This is a genomic window from Ensifer sp. YR511, from assembly GCF_900103045.1.
Classification (GTDB): Bacteria; Pseudomonadota; Alphaproteobacteria; order Rhizobiales; family Rhizobiaceae; genus Ensifer; species Ensifer adhaerens.
This window is the reverse complement of sequence record NZ_FNGR01000005.1, coordinates 252,062-271,074: the sequence shown is the minus strand read 5'-3', so window position 1 is coordinate 271,074 and position 19,013 is coordinate 252,062. Positions and strand designations below refer to the sequence as shown.

Below are 19,013 nucleotides of genomic sequence, written 5' to 3'. Positions count from 1 at the left end.
TCTATTTTCCTGCCGTTCATGGTCAACGGTCGGTTAATCAATCGACGCTAATCTGATTGCCGTACTGCGTATCAGGGCGGGAATGCATGTGGACACGGCATCATAAGAAACGGAAACTGGGTCGGCTGGTGATGCCGCTGATCGCGGTCGCCTTTCTCTCCTACTTCGGCTATCATTCCATTCACGGCGGCTATGGCCTGAAGGCGACCGAGCAATTCGATCGTCAGATCGTCGAGCGGCAGGCGCGGCTGGATAAGCTCACGAAGCAGCGAATGATCCTCGAAAAGGAGGTTCAGCTGATGAGTGATGGGTCGCTGGAACGGGACATGCTGGATGAAAAGGCTCGCCTCGCGCTGAACATGTCGCGAAGTGACGAGATCGTTATTTTCCACCGTGCCGCAAATTAACCTGAATTCAGTTAATTGGAATTTGTGAAGTAAAATCAATTATTTGTGCGGAATGCGAGCCATGCAAATATGGCATTGCTGTGTCTGCTTTCTTTCCCTATGGTAACCGCAAAAGGCTAACCATTGGGAGGAACGAATGGCTCCGCGAAAATCCGCGTCCGTTTCCAGCCGCAAGAGTGCCGCAAAGCCGGCGAAGAAAGACTTCAACGGCGGCACGTTCGCCGACTTCTCCAAACAGGAAGATCTGAGTGCCTACCGCGAGATGCTGCTGATCCGGCGTTTCGAGGAAAAGGCCGGCCAGCTCTATGGCATGGGCTTCATCGGCGGCTTCTGTCACCTCTACATCGGCCAGGAAGCCGTTGTCGTCGGCATGCAGATGGCGCTGAAGGAAGGCGACCAGGTCATCACCGCCTACCGTGATCATGGCCACATGCTGGCCTGCGGCATGAGCGCCCGCGGCGTCATGGCCGAACTCACCGGTCGTCGCAGCGGCCTTTCCAAGGGGAAGGGCGGCTCGATGCACATGTTCTCCAAGGAAAAGCACTTCTATGGCGGCCACGGCATCGTCGGCGCCCAGGTGTCGCTCGGCACCGGTCTTGCCTTTGCCAACCGCTATCGCGGAAACGACAATGTGTCCGTTGCCTATTTCGGTGACGGCGCTGCCAACCAGGGCCAGGTCTACGAAAGCTTCAACATGGCGCAGCTCTGGAAGCTGCCGGTGATCTACGTGATCGAGAACAACCGCTACGCCATGGGGACTTCCGTTTCGCGGGCTTCGGCACAGACCGACTTCTCGCAGCGCGGCGTCTCCTTCAACATTCCGGGCTTCCAGGTCGACGGCATGGACGTGCGCGCGGTCAAGGCCGCCGGCGACGAGGCTGTTGAGCATTGCCGCTCGGGCAAGGGTCCGATCATCCTTGAGATGCAGACCTATCGCTACCGCGGTCACTCGATGTCCGACCCGGCGAAGTACCGCTCGAAGGACGAAGTGCAGAAGATGCGCTCGGAGCATGACCCGATCGAGCAGGTGAAGGCGCGTCTGACCGAAAAGGGTTGGGCGAACGAGGATGAGCTGAAGCAGATCGACAAGGAAGTCCGTGACATCGTTGCTGACAGCGCCGATTTTGCCCAGGCCGATCCGGAGCCGGATGCATCCGAGCTCTACACCGACATCCTGCTTTGATCCGGGGAGGGACAAACATGCCAGTAGAAATTCTTATGCCCGCCCTTTCCCCGACCATGGAGGAAGGCACGCTCTCGAAATGGCTGAAGAACGAGGGGGACAAGGTGTCCTCCGGCGACGTCATTGCTGAAATCGAGACCGATAAGGCAACGATGGAAGTCGAAGCCGTCGATGAAGGCACGATCGGCAAGCTCTTGATTGCCGCCGGCACCGAAGGCGTCAAGGTCAACACCCCGATCGCCGTGCTGCTGCAAGACGGCGAAGGCGCTGGCGACATCGCCGCTCCGAAGGCCGAAGCGCCGAAGGCAGCCGCTGCCGAAGCGCCGGCCGCTTCCGCGCCGGCTCCGGTTGCAGCCCAGCCGAAGGTCGAAGTCGCTGCTGATCCGGCGATCCCTGCCGGCACCGAAATGGTGACGATGACCGTTCGCGAAGCACTTCGCGACGCCATGGCCGAAGAAATGCGCGCAAGCGACGACGTCTTCGTCATGGGTGAAGAAGTCGCCGAATATCAGGGCGCCTACAAGATTACCCAGGGCCTGCTGCAGGAATTCGGCGCCCGCCGTGTCATCGATACCCCGATCACTGAGCACGGCTTTGCCGGCGTCGGCGTCGGCGCTGCCATGACCGGCCTTCGTCCGATCGTCGAGTTCATGACCTTCAACTTCGCCATGCAGGCGATCGACCAGATCATCAACTCCGCTGCCAAGACACTCTATATGTCCGGCGGCCAGATGGGCGCGCCGATCGTCTTCCGTGGCCCGAGCGGTGCGGCTGCCCGCGTGGCCGCGCAGCACTCGCAGTGCTACGCCGCCTGGTACAGCCATATCCCGGGCCTCAAGGTCGTCATGCCCTACACGGCTGCCGACGCCAAGGGCCTGCTCAAGGCTGCGATCCGCGACCCGAACCCGGTCATCTTCCTCGAAAACGAAATCCTTTACGGTCACTCCTTCGAAGTGCCGAAGCTTGACGATTTCGTGCTGCCGATCGGCAAGGCCCGTATCCACAAGGTCGGCAAGGACGCAACGATCGTTTCCTTCGGTATCGGCATGACCTACGCCGTCAAGGCGGTTGCCGAACTCGAAGCCCAGGGCATCGATGTCGAACTGATCGACCTGCGCACCATCCGTCCGATGGACCTGCCGACGGTCATCGAATCCGTCAAGAAGACCGGCCGCCTCGTCACCGTCGAAGAAGGTTACCCGCAGTCTTCCGTCGGCACCGAGATCGCAACCCGCGTCATGCAGCAGGCCTTCGACTACCTTGACGCCCCGATCCTGACGATCGCCGGCAAGGATGTGCCGATGCCTTACGCCGCGAACCTCGAGAAGCTCGCGCTTCCGAACGTCGCAGAGGTTGTCGATGCGGTGAAAGCCGTTTGCTACAAATAAGGGGAGGGCCCTTCGATGCCTATCAACATCACAATGCCTGCCCTCTCCCCGACGATGGAAGAAGGCAATCTGGCCAAGTGGCTCGTCAAGGAAGGCGACAAGGTCAAGTCCGGTGACGTGATTGCCGAGATCGAGACCGACAAGGCGACGATGGAAGTCGAAGCCGTCGACGAAGGCACCGTTGCCAAGATCGTCGTTCCCGCCGGCACCGATGGCGTCAAGGTCAATGCGCTGATCGCCGTTCTCGCCGCCGATGGCGAGGATGTCGCCGCCGCCGCCAAGGGCGGCAACGGCGCGGCAGCACCGGCACCCGCCGCCAAGGCCGAAGCGCCTGCACCGGCAGCGCCGAGCGCTCCGGCTGCGGCTCCTGCCGCTGCACCGGCTGCAGCCCAGCCGGCCAAGGCCGAGGGCGGCGCACGCGTCTTCTCCTCGCCGCTCGCACGCCGTCTGGCAAAGGACGCGGGCATTGACCTGTCGGCAGTTGCCGGCACCGGTCCTCATGGCCGCGTCGTCAAGAAGGACGTCGAAGCCGCCGTCTCCGGTGGTGCTGCCAAGCCCGCCGCCGCACCGGCCGCCGGTGCTGCTGCTCCTGCAGCCGCACCGCTTGCCAAGGGCATGTCGGAAGACGCCGTTCTCAAGCTGTTCGAGCCGGGCTCCTACGAACTCGTGCCGCATGACGGCATGCGCAAGACGATCGCCAAGCGTCTCGTCGAATCCAAGCAGACGATCCCGCACTTCTACGTGTCGGTGGACTGCGAACTCGACGCGCTGCTGGCACTGCGTGCGCAGCTCAACGCAGCGGCTCCCGAGCAGGGTGGCAAGCCGGTCTACAAGCTCTCCGTCAACGACATGGTCATCAAGGCCCTGGCGCTGGCACTGCGCGATGTTCCGAACGCGAACGTCTCGTGGACCGAGAGTAATATGGTCAAGCACAAGCACGCCGATGTCGGCGTTGCCGTGTCGATCCCGGGCGGCCTGATCACCCCGATCATCCGCCAGGCGGAACTGAAGAGCCTGTCGGCCATCTCCAACGAGATGAAGGACCTCGGCCAGCGTGCCAAGGACCGCAAGCTGAAGCCCGAAGAATACCAGGGCGGCACGACTGCCGTCTCCAACATGGGCATGATGGGCGTCAAGAACTTCGCCGCCGTCGTCAACCCGCCGCATGCCACGATCCTCGCGGTCGGTGCCGGCGAGGAGCGCGTCGTCGTCAAGAACAAGCAGATGGTCATCGCCAACGTCATGACCGTCACGCTTTCGACCGACCATCGCTGCGTCGATGGCGCGCTCGGTGCCGAACTGCTCGGTGCCTTCAAACGCTACATCGAAAACCCGATGGGCATGCTGGTCTGAGTTGGATGGGGACCGGCCTTCGGGCCGGTCCGTTCCTTTTCGCGCAGTCGAAGGCGGGCCCGGACGATGAAAACAGTTCTCTGCTATGGCGACAGTCTGACCTGGGGCTACGATGCCACCGATGGCGGTCGACATGCGCTTGCCGATCGCTGGCCGAGTGTCTTGCAGAAGGCGCTGGGGCCGGACGTCCAGGTCATCGCCGAGGGGCTGAACGGCCGCACGACCGCCTACGACGATCACCTCGCCGATTGCGACCGCAATGGTGCGAAGGTGCTGCCGACGCTGCTGCACAGCCACGCGCCGCTCGATCTCATCATTCTTCTTCTCGGCGCAAATGACATGAAGCCGGTGATCCACGGAACCGCCTTCGGCGCCGTGAAGGGCGTCGAACGGCTGGTCAATCTGGTGCGCCGTCACGATTGGCCGGTTGAGAGTGAGGACGGCCCGGAGATCCTGATCGTGTCGCCGCCGGTGATTTGCGAAACGGCCGACGCCGGCTTTGCCGCAATGTTCGCAGGCGGCATCGAGCAGTCTTCGATGCTGGCGCCCCTTTATCGCGATCTCGCCGACGAACTCGATTGCGGCTTCTTCGATGCCGGATCAGTGGCGGTGACGACGCCGCTCGATGGCGTGCATCTCGATGCGGAAAACACGCGTGCGATTGGCCGGGGTCTGGAACCGGTCGTGCGGATGATGCTCGGGGTCTGAGAATGGTCGGGGGCGTCACCATACGTCCGGCCGAAAGACGTGAGGCGGCGGAACTCGCCATCCTCGTCGATATCGCCGCGCATGGCTTTGCCTCCTGGCTCTGGTACGGCGCCGTCCAGCATGGGGTGACGGATACGGCTTTTGAGCGCGGGCGCAACAAGCTGCGCGAAGAGCCGGGTCCGGGGAACTGGCGTGATGCGCTGGTTGCCGAGGTCGATGACGAGGTTGCCGGAGTGTCGCTCGGCTACGGGGTCGGGCCGGAAGCGGCTGAGATTGTTGCCGGGCACCCGGTTCTCGAGCCCCTGCTGGCGCTGCAGCGGCAGATCGTCGGCCACTGGTTCATAGAGAGCCTGGGCGTCTATCGCCATCAGCGCGGCCGGGGGATCGGCAAGGCGCTTCTGGCCAAGGAATTCGAACGCGCCGGATCGGCGCCGGTGAGCCTGATCACCGAGAGCCACAACGGCAGGGCTCAGGCACTATACAGGGCAAACGGTTTCGGCGAGGCAGCGCGCGCCGAGGCGGTTCCGCTCTTTGAGGAAAGCAAGAAACACGACTGGGTGCTCTTCACCCGCAAGGTCGCTTGAGACAAAGGCAGGAAACACATGGCTGAGAATTACGACGTCATCGTCATCGGTTCGGGTCCGGGGGGCTATATCGCCGCCATTCGTGCGGCACAGTTGGGTCTCAAGACCGCGGTCGTCGAGCGCGAGCACCTGGCCGGCATCTGCTCCAACTGGGGCTGCATCCCGACCAAGGCGCTGCTGCGCTCCGCCGAAGTTCTGCACTACGCCCAGCACCCGGCCAGCTATGGCATCAAGATCGAAGGCACCGTGACGCCGGACCTGAAGGCGATCGTTGCACGCTCGCGCGGCATTGCCGAGCGCATGAATGGCGGCGTCGGCTTCCTGATGAAGAAGAACAAGGTCGATGTGATCTGGGGTGAAGCCAAGCTCACGAAGCCCGGCGAGATCGTCGTCGGCAAGTCGACGAAGCCGGTTGTCCAGCCGCAGGCGCCGCTGCCGAAGAACACTAAGGGCGAGGGCACCTACACCGCCAAGCATATCATCATCGCGACCGGCGCCCGCCCACGCGCGCTGCCGGGCATCGAGCCCGATGGCAAGCTGATCTGGACCTACTTCGAGGCGATGAAGCCTGAGGAAATGCCGAAGTCGCTGCTGGTCATGGGCTCGGGCGCGATCGGCATCGAATTCGCCTCCTTCTACCGCACCATGGGTGTGGACGTGACGGTCGTCGAAGTGATGCCGAACGTGATGCCGGTCGAAGATGCCGAGATTTCGAACATCGCCAAGAAGCAGTTCGAAAAGCAAGGCATGAAGATCCATCTCCAGGCCAAGGTGACGAAGGTCGAGAAGGCTGCCAACTCGATCACCGCCCATGTCGAGATGAAGGACGGCAAGGTCGAGAAGATCACCGCTGACCGCATGATCTCGGCCGTCGGCGTTCAGGGCAACATCGAGAACCTCGGCCTCGAAACGCTCGGGGTCAAAACCGACCGCGGCTGCATCGTCATCGACGGCTACGGCAAGACCAACGTTCCCGGCGTCTACGCGATCGGCGACGTCGCCGGACCGCCGATGCTCGCCCACAAGGCCGAGCATGAGGCCGTCATCTGCGTCGAAAGGATCGCTGGCCTGCCGAACGTTCATCCGATGGACAAGCTGAAGATCCCGGGCTGCACCTATTGCCACCCGCAGGTCGCCTCCGTCGGCCTTACGGAAGCCAAGGCCAAGGAACTCGGACGCGACATCCGCGTCGGCCGTTTCCCCTTCGTTGCCAACGGCAAGGCGATTGCGCTGGGCGAAGACCAGGGTCTGGTCAAGACGATCTTCGACAAGAAGACCGGCGAACTCTTGGGCGCCCACATGGTCGGTGCGGAAGTCACCGAACTGATCCAGGGCTTCGTCGTCGCGATGAACCTCGAGACGACCGAAGAAGATCTGATGCACACGATCTTCCCGCATCCGACGATCTCCGAGACGATGAAGGAAAGCGTGCTCGACGCCTACGGCCGCGCGCTCAACGCCTGATGGTTTCGGCGCCGGCGTTTTTGGTGTAGCTTTGGCATTGATAATGGGCGCATTTTCAATGCACGGAGACCAAAATGAGCGTGAACGGCGTCGGTATTTTGGCTGCGATCATCGTTGGCGGTTTGGCTGGGTGGCTCGCGGAGAAGTTCATGGGCAGCAGCATGGGGCTGATCATGAACATAGTGCTCGGCATCATCGGCGCGGTGGTGCTGAATTTCATCCTGGCGGCATTCAACATGGCGTATGCCGGATGGGTCGCTTACCTGATCATCGGCTTCATCGGCGCATGCCTGTTGATCGCCGCTGGTCGGGTCGTGAAACGATAGTCTGCCGGGCCTTCTGTGCTTCCGTCGGGCTTCGAAAATAGACGGCCTGACATTTCCGGTCGGGCCGTCTATATAGAGCGAAAATGGGTCATCCGGCCTGATGCCGGACCCGCCGCGACGAGGAAGACAGTATGGTAACGGTGTTCGATGCCGTCTCTGACCGGGCGCAACGCGTCCGCCACCCGGAAAAGGCCCACAAGCCCGACACGGAAGTGATGCGCAAGCCGGAGTGGATCCGCGTCAAGGCGCCGATGTCCAAGGGCTACCAGGAGACGCGCGAGTTGGTGCGTTCGCACAAGCTCGTGACCGTGTGCGAGGAAGCCGGTTGCCCGAACATCGGCGAATGCTGGGACAAGAAGCACGCCACCTTCATGATCATGGGCGAGATCTGTACCCGCGCCTGCGCCTTCTGCAATGTCGCGACCGGGAAGCCGAATGCGCTCGACATGGAAGAGCCGGCCAACATCGCCAAGGCCGTCAAGCAGATGGGCCTCAGCCACGTCGTCATCACTTCGGTCGACCGTGACGATCTGGAAGATGGCGGCGCCGAACATTTCGAGAAGGTCATCTGGGCGATCCGCGAGGCCTCGCCGACGACCACGATCGAAATCCTGACGCCGGACTTCCTGAAGAAGCCGGGTGCGCTGGAACGCGTCGTTGCCGCCAAGCCTGACGTCTTCAACCACAATATGGAAACGGTTCCCGGCAACTATCTGACGGTCCGCCCGGGTGCGCGCTACTTCCACTCGGTCCGCCTGCTGCAGCGCGTGAAGGAACTGGACCCGACCATGTTCACCAAGTCCGGCATCATGGTCGGCCTCGGCGAAGAGCGCAACGAAGTGCTGCAGTTGATGGACGACCTGAGGACCGCCGATGTCGACTTCCTGACGATCGGCCAATACCTGCAGCCGACGCGCAAGCACCACAAGGTCGAAGCGTTCGTCACGCCCGAGGAGTTCAAGTCCTACGAGACTGTCGCCTACACCAAGGGCTTCCTGATGGTGTCGTCGAGCCCGCTGACGCGCTCGTCGCACCACGCCGGCGACGACTTTGCGCGGCTGCGTGCAGCCCGCGAAAAGAAGCTGGCGGCCGTGGCAGGCTGACGGCTCGGCCGCTCAAAAAATACCGAAACTCCGGCCCCGCGCCGGAGTTTCGCATTGGGTTTCCTTGTTCCCGAGTTCCGCGGGAGTTTCCATGGACCTGCCGTCAAAACCGGCAATCGTCAGCTATGTCGACGATGCCGTTGCCGCCGACCATATTCGCAGTGCCAGGCGTATCCTCGTTGTCGGGTGCTCCGGCGGCGGCAAGTCGACGCTTTCGCAGAAGCTCGCCCGTCAGTTCCAGTTGACCTACATCTCGATCGATCGCGATATCCGGTGGTTGCCGGGTTGGGCAGAGCGTGACCGGGCGGAGCAGCGCCAGCGCATTGTCGAGAGGATCGCCGCCGATCGCTGGGTCATGGATGGCACCGGTCCGTCCACATTCGATATCCGGGTGCCGAGAAGCGACATCGTGATCTGGGTGCGCATGCCGCGGCTTGTCTGCATATGGGGCGTCGTCACCCGCTGGCTGAAACATTTCGGCCGCACCCGCCCGGAGATGGCGCCGGGCTGCATCGAAAAGGTCGATTGGGATTTCCTTCAGTTCATCTGGACGTTTGAGCAGAAGTTTACGCCGCACATCGTCGCAGGTCTGGCGAAGCACGGCCCTGACGTGCCAGTTCTGCAGTTGAAATCGCGGCGCCAGATGCGCAGGCTCCTTGATCTTCTCGGTTCTCCCGCTTAACTCCCCTTTATGCCGCATTTCGAAACCAACCACGTCGTCAAGCACACCGCAGACCAGATGTTCGACCTCGTTGCCGACGTCGAACAGTATCCGCAGTTCCTGCCGCTCTGTGAGGCACTGACGGTACGCTCGCGCAAGGAGCGCGATGGAAAAGTGCTTCTGCTTGCCGATATGACCGTCGGTTACAAGGCGATCCGCGAGACCTTCACGACGCAGGTGCTGCTGAACAAGGCAGAGCGGACGATCGACGTCAAATACATCGACGGGCCGTTCAAATATCTCGACAACCGCTGGCGCTTCGAGCCTTCGGGCGAGGGGCAGTCGATCGTGCACTTCGACATCGACTACGAGTTCAAGAGCCGCATCCTCGGGGCCTTGATGGGCTCGATGTTCGACCGTGCCTTCCGCATGTTCTCCGACGCCTTCGAAAAGCGCGCCGACAGCATCTATTCGGCCTGAGCGATCTGCGTGAGCAGATCGAGTGCGGTGCGGATGGTCGCAAGCCTTATGTTGCTGCGGCCGATATCGCCGTAGCGCATCTCGCGATGCAGCAGCGCGCCGTTTCGCCCTGCCGCAGCGAGATGCACAAGGCCGACAGGCTTTTCAGCCGAACCACCGCTCGGCCCAGCAATGCCGGTGACGGCAACGGCGAAGTCAGCCGCCGAATGCGCGATTGCGCCCTGTGCCATCTCGATCGCCGTCTGCCGCGAGACGGCACCATGGGCGACGAGCGTCGCCGTCTCGACGCCGAGCATTGCGACCTTTGCCTCATTGGAATAGGTGACGAAGCCGCGGTCGAGGACTGCGGACGAGCCGGAGATCTCGGTCAGCGCCCCGGAGATCAGGCCACCAGTGCAGGATTCGGCGGTTGCCACCTTGAGGCCATGTGCCGTGAACTGCGCGATGATCTCACTGGCTTTGACTTCGATGTCGGCGGACCACATCACGAAAGGTTCCCATAGACGACCGTCGCCGTGGCGATCGCGGCGATGCCTTCGTCGCGGCCGACGAAACCAAGGCGTTCGTTGGTCGTTGCCTTGACCGAGCACCGGTCGAGTGAAATCCCCAGCATGTCCGAGAGATTTTCGCGCATCGTCAGGCGGTGCGGCCCGACCTTCGGCGCTTCGGCGATCAGCGAAACGTCTGCATTGGTGATGATGCCGCCGCGCTCGCGCACGATTTTGGCCGCGTGCTCCAGGAAGATGCGCGACGGCGCGCCCTTCCATTGCGGGTCGGACGGCGGGAAATGGTCGCCGATGTCACCGGCGCCGCAGGTGGCAAGCAATGCGTCGGTCAGCGCATGCAGCGCTACGTCGGCATCGGAATGGCCGGAAAGTTTCTTGGTGTGCGCAATGAAGACGCCACAGAGCGTGACGCCGTCGCCCTCGACGAGCTGGTGCACGTCGTAGCCGTTGCCAGTGCGCACATCGGGCAGGGGGGTGCGCTTGAGTTTTTCGTCGGCCATGGCGATATCCCTTTTCAGCGTAAGCTTGACGTTGTCGACGGCGCCTTCGACGAGCACGACCTTGAGGCCGGCCCATTCGGCGATCGACGCGTCGTCGGTAAAATCCGTGCGGCCGCTTCTCGCCGCCTCCCGGTGAGCGGCAAGAATTGCCTGGAGATCGAATGTCTGAGGCGTCTGCGCGCCGTAGAGGCCGTCGCGCGGCACGGTTTCCGTGACCGTGCCATCTTTGCCGGCACGCTTCAGCGTGTCTGCGACGGCGACCGCCGGCAGTACGGCCCTGACGTCCTCACTCAATGCCGCAACGCACCGCGACAGCAGCGCGTGATCGGCAAAGGGGCGCACCGCATCGTGGATCATCACGCGGCGCGCGCCGATGTCGGCCAGGGCTTCGAGGCCGGCGAGCACCGATATCTGCCGGGTCGCGCCGCCGTGGACGATGATCACATCCTCGGCCACCGAGCGTTTGCGTGCGGCGTTAAACAGCGCCTCGTCGTCCGGATGGATGACGACGACGATCGGACCGGCGCCCGGCCATGTCGCGAAAGTGTCAAGCGTATGGGCGATAACGGGGCGGTCGCCGATGGTTCGGTACTGCTTCGGGCCCTCGGCGGATTGCCCGGCGCGTTCGCCGCGTCCTGCCGCAACGATAACCACGCCGCACTTGAACTGTTCTTGAGGCTGCATTTTCTGTATGAGGTCCCGCATTCGCCGATCTTCGCCGTGATGTACCGCGAAGGGTCGTGCTTTGCCAGCTGAGCTTAGAATTTTGCGCGCCGCGCCGAAATCGCTTGGCAAGTCCGAGAACAATGTCTAAAAATAGTGCAGGAACAACATGTGCCTGAAAGATATGCATTTGCCAATTCCGGCTCTTTCGTCTCCGCTTCGCATCGGATCCATCGAAATCCGCAACCGAGTTGCGCTCGCGCCGATGTCCGGCGTCACCGATCTCCCATTCCGGCGGCTTGCCTGGCGCTTCGGTGCGGGTTTCGTCGTGACTGAAATGGTGGCGAGCCGTGAACTGGTCGGCAATGCCCAGGAATCCTGGGCGCGGCTGAAGAACTCCGGGATCGAGCCGCACATCGTCCAGCTTGCGGGCCGTGAGGCCCATTGGATGGCGGAGGCCGCGAAGATCGCTGCCGACAATGGCGCCGACATCATCGACATCAATATGGGCTGCCCGGCAAAGAAGGTGACGGGCGGTTACTCCGGTTCGGCCCTGATGCGCGACCCCGATCACGCTTTGTCGCTGGTTGAGGCGACCGTCAACGCCGTCGATGTGCCCGTGACGCTGAAGATGCGGCTCGGCTGGGATGAAAACTCGATCAATGCGCCGCTGATTGCCAAGCGCGCCGAAGAGGCGGGCGTGAAGGCAATTACCGTGCACGGCCGCACGCGCATGCAGTTCTACAACGGCAAGGCGGATTGGGATGCGATCCGATTGGTCCGCGACGTCGTTACCGTGCCGCTGGTCGCCAATGGTGACGTGGAGACGGTCGCCGATGCGGAAAAGATTCTCCGCCGATCGGGCGCGGACGCCGTCATGGCCGGCCGGTCCTCGCAGGGGCGCCCGTGGCACGTCGGGCTTCTCGCCGGGGCGGTCACGCATCCGTCAGCGGCGGAGGTCGCCGATATCTTTGCGGAGCACTACGAGATGATGCTCGAATTCTATGGCGTTGAGGTCGGCCTCCGGCATGCCCGCAAGCATGTCGCCTGGTATCTCGATCGCGCCGCCCCTGACCTTGCGGGTCCGGAAAAGGCCGCAATCCTGACATCGACCGATGCCCGTTTCGTCCGCGACAGAGCCCGTGCGGCGATGCTCGACGCCGCCTCGAGTAAGCCGGAAGGCGAGGCGGTCGCAGAAGGAATTGCCGCATGACCGAGAAACCGAGCATGCCGGATGCCGTCGCCAACGGTCTGTCGATGGCGGTTCTGAACGCCATCCAGAACCCGGTGATCATGGTGGACGCCAAGGGTCTCGTCGCCTTTGCCAACTGGGAGGCCGAATCGTTTTTCGGCGCCAGCGCCAACCACCTGGCGCGCCATGACATCAGCGCCTTCATTCCCTTTGGTAGTCCGCTGCTGACGCTGATCGAGCAGGTGCGCGAGCGCAAGGCGCCGGTCAACGAGTATCGCGTCGACCTGAGTTCGCCGCGCCTTGGGGCCGACAAGCTCGTCGATCTCTATGTCGCCCCTGTACTGTCCGAGCCGGGTGCGGTCGTCGTGGTCTTCCAGGAGCGTTCGATGGCCGACAAGATCGACCGGCAGCTGACGCATCGCGGCGCTGCCCGTTCGGTGACCGGTCTCGCCTCGATGCTGGCGCATGAAATCAAGAACCCACTCTCAGGCATCCGCGGTGCTGCGCAACTGCTGGAGACCTCCGCCAACGACGAGGACCGCGCGCTGACGCGGCTGATCTGCGACGAGACCGACCGCATCGTTTCGCTGGTCGATCGCATGGAGGTGTTTTCCGACGAGCGCCCCGTCGATCGCGTGCCGCTGAACATCCATTCGGTGCTCGACCACGTGAAGGCGATCGCCAAGGCCGGCTTCGCCCGCCACATCAAGTTCGCGGAGCACTACGATCCGTCGCTGCCGCCCGTCTATGCCAACCGCGATCAGCTGGTTCAGGTGTTCCTGAACCTGATCAAGAATGCGGCCGAAGCGATCGGCGAACGCCACGACGGCGAAATCCTGCTGACGACCGCCTACCGGCCGGGCATTCGCCTGTCGGTTGCCGGGACGCGCGAGAAGATCTCGCTGCCGCTGGAATTCTGCGTGCACGACAATGGCCCAGGCGTCCCTCAGGACCTGCTGCCGCTCTTGTTTGACCCCTTCATCACCACCAAGACCAATGGTTCAGGCCTGGGTCTCGCTCTGGTTGCCAAGATCATCGGCGGCCATGGCGGGATCGTCGAATGCGACAGCCAGCAGAACCGCACCACCTTCCGCGTGCTGATGCCTGCCTCCAAGGGCCAGGCCGCGGATGACGACGACATGCCGATGACAAAAGGAAACCTTGCATGACCGGTGCCACGATCCTCGTCGCGGATGACGATGCCGCCATTCGCACCGTGCTGAACCAGGCGCTCAGCCGCGCCGGCTACGATGTCCGCATCACCTCCAACGCGGCGACGCTGTGGCGCTGGATTGCGGCGGGCGATGGCGATCTGGTCGTGACCGACGTGGTGATGCCGGACGAAAACGCCTTCGATCTTCTCCCGCGCATCAAGAAGGCGCGCCCCGACCTGCCAGTGCTGGTCATGAGCGCCCAGAACACATTCATGACGGCGATCAAGGCCTCGGAGAAGGGCGCCTACGACTATCTGCCGAAGCCTTTCGACCTGACCGAGTTGATCGGCATCATCGGCCGGGCGCTGTCGGAGCCGAAGCGCCGGCCGGCAAAGCTCGACGACGACACCCAGGACGGCATGCCGCTGGTCGGCCGCTCGGCTGCGATGCAGGAAATCTACCGGGTGCTGGCGCGCCTGATGCAGACCGACCTGACCCTGATGATTACCGGAGAGTCCGGCACCGGCAAGGAGCTTGTTGCACGCGCGCTGCACGACTATGGCAAGCGCCGCAACGGCCCTTTCGTGGCGATCAACATGGCGGCGATCCCGCGCGACCTGATCGAATCGGAACTGTTCGGCCACGAGAAGGGCGCCTTTACCGGTGCGCAGATGCGCTCGACCGGGCGTTTCGAGCAGGCCGAAGGCGGAACGCTCTTCCTCGACGAAATCGGCGACATGCCGATGGACGCGCAGACGCGTCTTCTACGGGTCTTGCAGCAGGGGGAATATACGACCGTCGGCGGCCGCACGCCGATCCGCTCCGACGTGCGTATTGTCGCGGCAACCAACAAGGACCTGAAGCAGTCGATCAATCAGGGCCTGTTCCGCGAAGACCTCTACTATCGTCTGAACGTCGTGCCGCTGCGGTTGCCGCCGCTGCGCGACCGTGCCGAGGACATTCCGGACCTCGTGCGCCACTTCGTCCAGCAAGCGGAAAAGGAAGGCTTGGACGTCAAGCGCTTCGACCATGAGGCGCTGGAGCTGATGAAGGCGCACCCCTGGCCGGGCAACGTTCGCGAGCTGGAGAACCTGGTGCGGCGCCTGACGGCACTTTATCCACAGGATGTCATCAGCCGCGAGATCATCGAAAACGAGCTTCGCTCCGAGATCCCGGATAGCCCGATCGAGAAGGCGGCGGCGCGTCCGGGCTCGCTGACGATTTCGCAGGCGGTCGAAGAAAATATGCGCCAGTATTTCGCAAGCTTTGGCGAGGCCTTGCCTCCGGCCGGCCTTTACGACCGGGTACTTGCGGAAATGGAGTATCCGCTGATCCTCGCAGCGCTCACCGCCACCCGCGGCAACCAGATCAAGGCGGCCGATCTGCTCGGCCTCAACCGCAACACGCTGCGCAAGAAGATCCGCGAGCTCGGTGTTTCGGTCTATCGCAGCTCACGCAGCGCTTGACTTGGTCGCACCCACCGTTGCATTTTCGCCACAATGCGTTGCTTGAACGGATAACGGCCGCCGAATCGCGCGTCGTTGCCGTCCTGTTCAATCGATTTGACCCAATCGATTGACGGGGGTGCAGCGGGGCAGCCCATCTGGGTGGTGAGGTCAACCTTTGACCCGAGAATGCAAGCAAGAGATGCCGTCGCCGGCCGGCGACGGTTGGGGGAACGCTTTTCATGGTGGACGCAATGGCCTTGCCGCTGGGCACAGATGAGGGACTGGCGGCGCAGGATCGCCGTGGCTCCTTTGCCCTGCCGGGCCTGATGTTGGCAACCGGCGCGCTGATCTGTGCGACCGTTTCCCTGCTCGTGCTTCTCGGCCTGACGCCAATCAAGCTCGAACGAAATATCGTCATCGCCTGTGCGGCGATCAACAGCCTCTTCGTCGTCGGCCTCATCTATCTGATCGCCCGTGAAATCCTGCGTCTCCTGCGCGCCCGCCACAAAGGCCGTGCCGCAGCGCGACTGCACGTGCGCATCGTCGCGCTGTTTTCAATCGTGGCGATCACGCCGGCGGTTCTCGTCGCGATCTTTGCCAGCATCACGCTCGATGTCGGCCTTGACCGCTGGTTTTCGCTCCGAACCCAGGCGATCGTCCGCTCCTCGATCAACGTGGCGCAGGCCTATGTGCTCGAGAATGCCAGCTATCTCCAGGGCCAGACCGTGTCGATGGCGAACGACCTCGAGCGCAACCGTCAGCTCTACAGCCTCGACCGCACGGGCTTTGCCGAGCTGATGACCCGCCAGGCGCGCGGACGCGGTATGCTGGGCGCCTTTCTTGTGCGTGCCGACGGCAGCCCCATCGTGCAGGCCAACATCTCGACCGATCGGCCGCTGCCGGCGATCCCGCCGGATGCGTTGAAGAGTTCCGTCTCTGGCCAGCCGACTCTGATCCCGCCGGGGATTACCAACCTTGTCGGCGCGGTCATCCCGCTCGACGACATCCCGGGCACCTTCCTCTACACGGTTCGAAACGTCGATCCGGAGGTGATGCGCTCGCTCCGGCTGATGGAGGAGAACACCGCCGAGTACAAGATGCTCGAGGCCGGGCGAACCTTCACCCAGATCGCCTTCGGCGTCCTCTATCTCGGCTTTGCCCTCATCGTACTGCTTGCCGCGATCTGGACCGCGATCGCAGTCGCTGACCGGATTGTCCGGCCCATCCGCCAGCTGATCGGTGCCGCCGACAGCGTCGCTTCCGGCAATCTCGATGTCGTCGTGCCGGTGCGCGCCGTCGATGGCGACGTCGGTAATCTGTCACGAACCTTCAACAAGATGGTTTCTGAGATCCGCAGCCAGCAGGAGCAGATCCTGGAGGCCAAGGACGAAGTAGACCACCGCCGCCGCTTCATCGAGGCGGTTCTGTCGGGCGTGACCGCGGCTGTCATCGGTGTCGGTCGTGACCGCCAGATCACCATTGCCAATCCGTCGTCCGAAGATTTCCTGAAGAAGGCCGCGCCGGATCTTCTCGGTGCCGATCTCAGGCAGATCGCGCCCGAGATCGAGGAGGTCCTGGTCGAGGCCGAAGGGCGCCATCGCAACGATTACCGCAAGCAGATCAACGTCATGCGCGGCGGAACCGAGCGCACGCTGAACGTTCAGGTGACGCGCGAAGAGGGCGGCGAGGCGAACGAATCCTACGTCATCACCATCGACGACATCACCGATCTCGTCATCGCCCAGCGCTCGACCGCCTGGGCGGACGTGGCGCGCCGCATCGCCCACGAGATCAAGAACCCGCTGACGCCGATCCAGCTTTCCGCCGAGCGCCTGAAGCGGCGCTACGGCAAACAGATCAATCAGGACGACAAAGCCGTTTTCGACCAGTGCACGGACACCATCGTGCGCCAGGTGGAAGACATCGGACGCATGGTGGACGAGTTCTCGGCCTTCGCGCGCATGCCGAAGCCGACAAAGGAACGGGCGGATCTTCGCGCGATCCTGAAGGATGCAGTGTTCCTGCGCGAAATGGGCAACAACCACATCAACTTCGTGCGCGACTTCGGCGAGGAGCCGCTTGAGGGCTTGTTCGACGGGCGCATGCTTGGCCAGGCCTTCGGCAACATCGTCAAGAATGCCGTGGAATCGATCGAGGCGGTGCCGGCGGATGCGGTCCGCGGCCAGCCTGTCGTCGTGGCGCGTGCGCGAACCGATGCGGCGACCGGCCAGTTCGTCGTCGACATCATCGACAACGGCAAGGGTCTGCCCACGGAAAATCGGCACCGTATTCTGGAGCCATACATGACGATGCGCGAGAAGGGCACGGGCCTGGGTCTCGCCATCGTCAAGAAGATCATTGAGGACCATGGCGGACAATTGGAATTGCACGACGCGCCTGCCGAATACGACGGTGGTGTCGGGGCGATGATCCGCGTGATCCTGCCGCCTGCCGGAGAAACCGGGGGCGAAGAGAGTTTGAAGGATAAGGGTGCGAGCGATGGCCGCTGATATTCTGGTTGTGGACGATGAGGAAGATATCCGCGAGATCGTGTCGGGTATCCTGTCCGACGAGGGGCACGAAACGCGCACCGCCTTCGACAGCGACAGCGCGCTGGCGGCGATCAGCGATCGCGTGCCGCGGCTGGTCTTCCTCGACATCTGGATGCAGGGAAGCCGCCTCGACGGCCTGGCGCTGCTCGACGAGATCAAGGGGCGGCACCCGGATCTTCCGGTTGTCATGATTTCCGGTCACGGCAACATCGAGACCGCGGTCAACGCCATCAAGCGCGGCGCCTATGATTTCATCGAGAAGCCCTTCAAGGCCGACCGTCTGATCCTGATCGCCGAACGGGCGCTGGAAAATTCCAAGCTCAAGCGCGAAGTCTCGGAGCTGAAGAAGAAGTCCGGCGATCCGGTCGAGCTGATCGGCACGTCCGTTGCCGTCTCGCAGCTTCGCCAGACGGTCGAAAAGGTCGCGCCGACCAACAGCCGCATCATGATCCAGGGGCCCTCGGGTTCCGGTAAGGAACTGGTCGCGCGCATGATCCACCGCAAGTCGACGCGATCGACGGGCCCCTTCGTGGCGCTGAACGCAGCGGCGATCACGCCGGACCGAATGGAAATCGCCCTCTTCGGGACCGAGGGCACGCCGGGCCAGCCGCGCCGCACGGGCGCGCTCGAGGAAGCCCATGGCGGCATCCTTTATCTCGACGAGATCGGCGAAATGCCGCGCGAGACGCAGAACAAGATCCTGCGCGTGCTCGTCGACCAGCAGTTCGAGCGTGTCGGCGGCACCAAACGCGTGAAGGTCGACGTCCGGATCATCTCGTCGACGGCCTACAATCTCGAAAACATGATCTCCGAGGGCCTGTTCCGCGAAGACCTGTTCCACCGGCTGGCGGTCATTCCGGTTCGTGTTCCGGCACTCGCCGAGCGGCGCGAAGACATTCCGTTCCTCGTCGACATGTTCATGCGCCAGGTCAGCGAGCAGGCGGGCATCCGTCCGCGCAAGATCGGCGACGACGCGCTGGCGGTGCTGCAGGCGCATGACTGGCCGGGCAACATCCGCCAGCTTCGCAACAACATCGAGCGGCTGATGATCCTTGCCCGCAGCGACGGTCCGGATACGCCGATCTCGGCCGACATGCTGCCGACCGAAGTGGGTGACACCCTGCCGAAGATTTCGGCCCAGGGCGACCAGCACATCATGACCTTGCCGTTGCGCGAGGCTCGCGAAATGTTCGAACGTGATTATCTGATCGCGCAGATCAACCGATTCGGCGGCAATATTTCGCGCACGGCGGAGTTTGTCGGTATGGAGCGGTCGGCGCTGCATCGGAAGCTGAAGTCGCTGGGCGTCTGAACCGGAATTTCCGGCCAACCCGCCCGCGC

18 protein-coding genes are annotated in these 19,013 nt (G+C 62.9%); 16 read left to right on the top strand and 2 right to left on the bottom strand.

The window, feature by feature from the left end; all coding sequences use genetic code 11:
- Positions 1–86: 86 nt before the first annotated feature.
- The 11 genes from BLU15_RS12715 (at position 87) to BLU15_RS12665 (ending at position 9,657) form a co-directional block, all read left to right on the top strand.
- Positions 87–407 carry an FtsB family cell division protein gene (locus BLU15_RS12715; RefSeq protein WP_034795840.1) on the top strand — a complete coding sequence of 107 codons (321 nt, stop codon included), beginning with the start codon at positions 87–89 and terminating at the stop codon, positions 405–407.
- 136 nt (positions 408–543) lie between these two features.
- A complete protein-coding gene (gene pdhA, locus BLU15_RS12710; protein ID WP_034795824.1) occupies positions 544–1,590 on the top strand; it encodes a pyruvate dehydrogenase (acetyl-transferring) E1 component subunit alpha in 1,047 nt (348 codons plus the stop codon).
- A 17-nt stretch (positions 1,591–1,607) separates the two neighbouring features.
- Complete coding sequence (locus tag BLU15_RS12705; protein ID WP_060516909.1) at positions 1,608–2,978, top strand: pyruvate dehydrogenase complex E1 component subunit beta; 1,371 nt, start codon at positions 1,608–1,610, stop codon at positions 2,976–2,978.
- 15 nt (positions 2,979–2,993) lie between these two features.
- A complete protein-coding gene (locus BLU15_RS12700; RefSeq protein WP_089044597.1) occupies positions 2,994–4,331 on the top strand; it encodes a pyruvate dehydrogenase complex dihydrolipoamide acetyltransferase in 1,338 nt (445 codons plus the stop codon).
- Between the two features lie 66 nt (positions 4,332–4,397).
- The gene (locus tag BLU15_RS12695) at positions 4,398–5,039 is read left to right on the top strand and encodes an SGNH/GDSL hydrolase family protein (RefSeq protein WP_090295719.1); all 642 of its coding nucleotides are present in this window, start codon (positions 4,398–4,400) and stop codon (positions 5,037–5,039) included.
- A 2-nt stretch (positions 5,040–5,041) separates the two neighbouring features.
- Positions 5,042–5,623 carry a GNAT family N-acetyltransferase gene (locus BLU15_RS12690; RefSeq protein ID WP_089044598.1) on the top strand — a complete coding sequence of 194 codons (582 nt, stop codon included), beginning with the start codon at positions 5,042–5,044 and terminating at the stop codon, positions 5,621–5,623.
- An 18-nt stretch (positions 5,624–5,641) separates the two neighbouring features.
- Entirely contained in the window at positions 5,642–7,087 is a 1,446-nt protein-coding gene (lpdA, locus tag BLU15_RS12685; protein WP_090295716.1) for a dihydrolipoyl dehydrogenase, read from the top strand.
- A 74-nt stretch (positions 7,088–7,161) separates the two neighbouring features.
- Complete coding sequence (locus BLU15_RS12680; protein ID WP_090295713.1) at positions 7,162–7,413, top strand: GlsB/YeaQ/YmgE family stress response membrane protein; 252 nt, start codon at positions 7,162–7,164, stop codon at positions 7,411–7,413.
- A gap of 131 nt (positions 7,414–7,544) precedes the next feature.
- Positions 7,545–8,516 (top strand): lipoyl synthase, encoded by a 972-nt coding sequence (gene lipA / locus BLU15_RS12675; RefSeq protein ID WP_034795803.1) that lies wholly within the window; start codon positions 7,545–7,547, stop codon positions 8,514–8,516.
- A gap of 91 nt (positions 8,517–8,607) precedes the next feature.
- Positions 8,608–9,198, top strand: a complete 591-nt coding sequence (locus tag BLU15_RS12670) for a P-loop NTPase family protein (RefSeq protein ID WP_089044599.1) — start codon at positions 8,608–8,610, stop codon at positions 9,196–9,198.
- Positions 9,199–9,207: 9 nt separating this feature from the next.
- Complete coding sequence (locus BLU15_RS12665) at positions 9,208–9,657, top strand: type II toxin-antitoxin system RatA family toxin (RefSeq protein ID WP_060516918.1); 450 nt, start codon at positions 9,208–9,210, stop codon at positions 9,655–9,657.
- On the opposite strand, the gene BLU15_RS12660 is transcribed toward BLU15_RS12665, so the two are convergent.
- Both BLU15_RS12660 and BLU15_RS12655 read right to left on the bottom strand, forming a co-directional pair.
- Positions 9,645–10,142, bottom strand: coding sequence for a CinA family protein (locus BLU15_RS12660; protein WP_090295710.1), 498 nt, complete (start codon positions 10,140–10,142; stop codon positions 9,645–9,647). The two genes, BLU15_RS12665 and BLU15_RS12660, sit on opposite strands and share 13 nt — an antisense overlap.
- Positions 10,142–11,347 (bottom strand): bifunctional 2-C-methyl-D-erythritol 4-phosphate cytidylyltransferase/2-C-methyl-D-erythritol 2,4-cyclodiphosphate synthase, encoded by a 1,206-nt coding sequence (locus tag BLU15_RS12655; protein WP_176960287.1) that lies wholly within the window; start codon positions 11,345–11,347, stop codon positions 10,142–10,144. The genes BLU15_RS12660 and BLU15_RS12655 overlap by 1 nt, the downstream gene beginning before the upstream one ends.
- A gap of 148 nt (positions 11,348–11,495) precedes the next feature.
- Between BLU15_RS12655 and dusB the strand changes: the two genes are divergently transcribed.
- The 5 genes from dusB to ntrX all read left to right on the top strand — a co-directional run bounded on the left by dusB (position 11,496) and on the right by ntrX (position 18,984).
- Positions 11,496–12,539 (top strand): tRNA dihydrouridine synthase DusB, encoded by a 1,044-nt coding sequence (gene dusB / locus BLU15_RS12650; protein WP_090295706.1) that lies wholly within the window; start codon positions 11,496–11,498, stop codon positions 12,537–12,539.
- Entirely contained in the window at positions 12,536–13,687 is a 1,152-nt protein-coding gene (locus BLU15_RS12645; protein ID WP_034795779.1) for a two-component system sensor histidine kinase NtrB, read from the top strand. The genes dusB and BLU15_RS12645 overlap by 4 nt, the downstream gene beginning before the upstream one ends.
- Positions 13,684–15,138: a nitrogen regulation protein NR(I) gene (gene ntrC, locus BLU15_RS12640; RefSeq protein WP_034795776.1), complete on the top strand. Its 1,455-nt coding sequence runs from the start codon at positions 13,684–13,686 to the stop codon at positions 15,136–15,138. The genes BLU15_RS12645 and ntrC overlap by 4 nt, the downstream gene beginning before the upstream one ends.
- A 221-nt stretch (positions 15,139–15,359) precedes the next feature.
- Positions 15,360–17,630: a sensor histidine kinase NtrY-like gene (locus BLU15_RS12635; RefSeq protein WP_090295703.1), complete on the top strand. Its 2,271-nt coding sequence runs from the start codon at positions 15,360–15,362 to the stop codon at positions 17,628–17,630.
- Positions 17,620–18,984 (top strand): two-component system response regulator NtrX, encoded by a 1,365-nt coding sequence (ntrX, locus tag BLU15_RS12630; RefSeq protein ID WP_060582471.1) that lies wholly within the window; start codon positions 17,620–17,622, stop codon positions 18,982–18,984. The genes BLU15_RS12635 and ntrX overlap by 11 nt, the downstream gene beginning before the upstream one ends.
- Positions 18,985–19,013 lie beyond the last annotated feature (29 nt).

Coding starts and splice junctions, on each gene's coding strand:
- BLU15_RS12670 (WP_089044599.1), top strand. CDS start 8,608: ATGGACCTGCCGTCAAAACCGGCAATCGTCAGCTATGTCGACGATGCC.
- ntrX (WP_060582471.1), top strand. CDS start 17,620: ATGGCCGCTGATATTCTGGTTGTGGACGATGAGGAAGATATCCGCGAG.
- BLU15_RS12700 (WP_089044597.1), top strand. CDS start 2,994: ATGCCTATCAACATCACAATGCCTGCCCTCTCCCCGACGATGGAAGAA.
- lpdA (WP_090295716.1), top strand. CDS start 5,642: ATGGCTGAGAATTACGACGTCATCGTCATCGGTTCGGGTCCGGGGGGC.
- lipA (WP_034795803.1), top strand. CDS start 7,545: ATGGTAACGGTGTTCGATGCCGTCTCTGACCGGGCGCAACGCGTCCGC.
- BLU15_RS12705 (WP_060516909.1), top strand. CDS start 1,608: ATGCCAGTAGAAATTCTTATGCCCGCCCTTTCCCCGACCATGGAGGAA.
- BLU15_RS12665 (WP_060516918.1), top strand. CDS start 9,208: ATGCCGCATTTCGAAACCAACCACGTCGTCAAGCACACCGCAGACCAG.
- BLU15_RS12635 (WP_090295703.1), top strand. CDS start 15,360: ATGGTGGACGCAATGGCCTTGCCGCTGGGCACAGATGAGGGACTGGCG.
- BLU15_RS12680 (WP_090295713.1), top strand. CDS start 7,162: ATGAGCGTGAACGGCGTCGGTATTTTGGCTGCGATCATCGTTGGCGGT.
- pdhA (WP_034795824.1), top strand. CDS start 544: ATGGCTCCGCGAAAATCCGCGTCCGTTTCCAGCCGCAAGAGTGCCGCA.
- BLU15_RS12715 (WP_034795840.1), top strand. CDS start 87: ATGTGGACACGGCATCATAAGAAACGGAAACTGGGTCGGCTGGTGATG.
- ntrC (WP_034795776.1), top strand. CDS start 13,684: ATGACCGGTGCCACGATCCTCGTCGCGGATGACGATGCCGCCATTCGC.
- BLU15_RS12690 (WP_089044598.1), top strand. CDS start 5,042: ATGGTCGGGGGCGTCACCATACGTCCGGCCGAAAGACGTGAGGCGGCG.
- BLU15_RS12655 (WP_176960287.1), bottom strand. CDS start 11,347: ATGCAGCCTCAAGAACAGTTCAAGTGCGGCGTGGTTATCGTTGCGGCA.
- BLU15_RS12660 (WP_090295710.1), bottom strand. CDS start 10,142: ATGTGGTCCGCCGACATCGAAGTCAAAGCCAGTGAGATCATCGCGCAG.
- dusB (WP_090295706.1), top strand. CDS start 11,496: ATGTGCCTGAAAGATATGCATTTGCCAATTCCGGCTCTTTCGTCTCCG.
- BLU15_RS12645 (WP_034795779.1), top strand. CDS start 12,536: ATGACCGAGAAACCGAGCATGCCGGATGCCGTCGCCAACGGTCTGTCG.
- BLU15_RS12695 (WP_090295719.1), top strand. CDS start 4,398: ATGAAAACAGTTCTCTGCTATGGCGACAGTCTGACCTGGGGCTACGAT.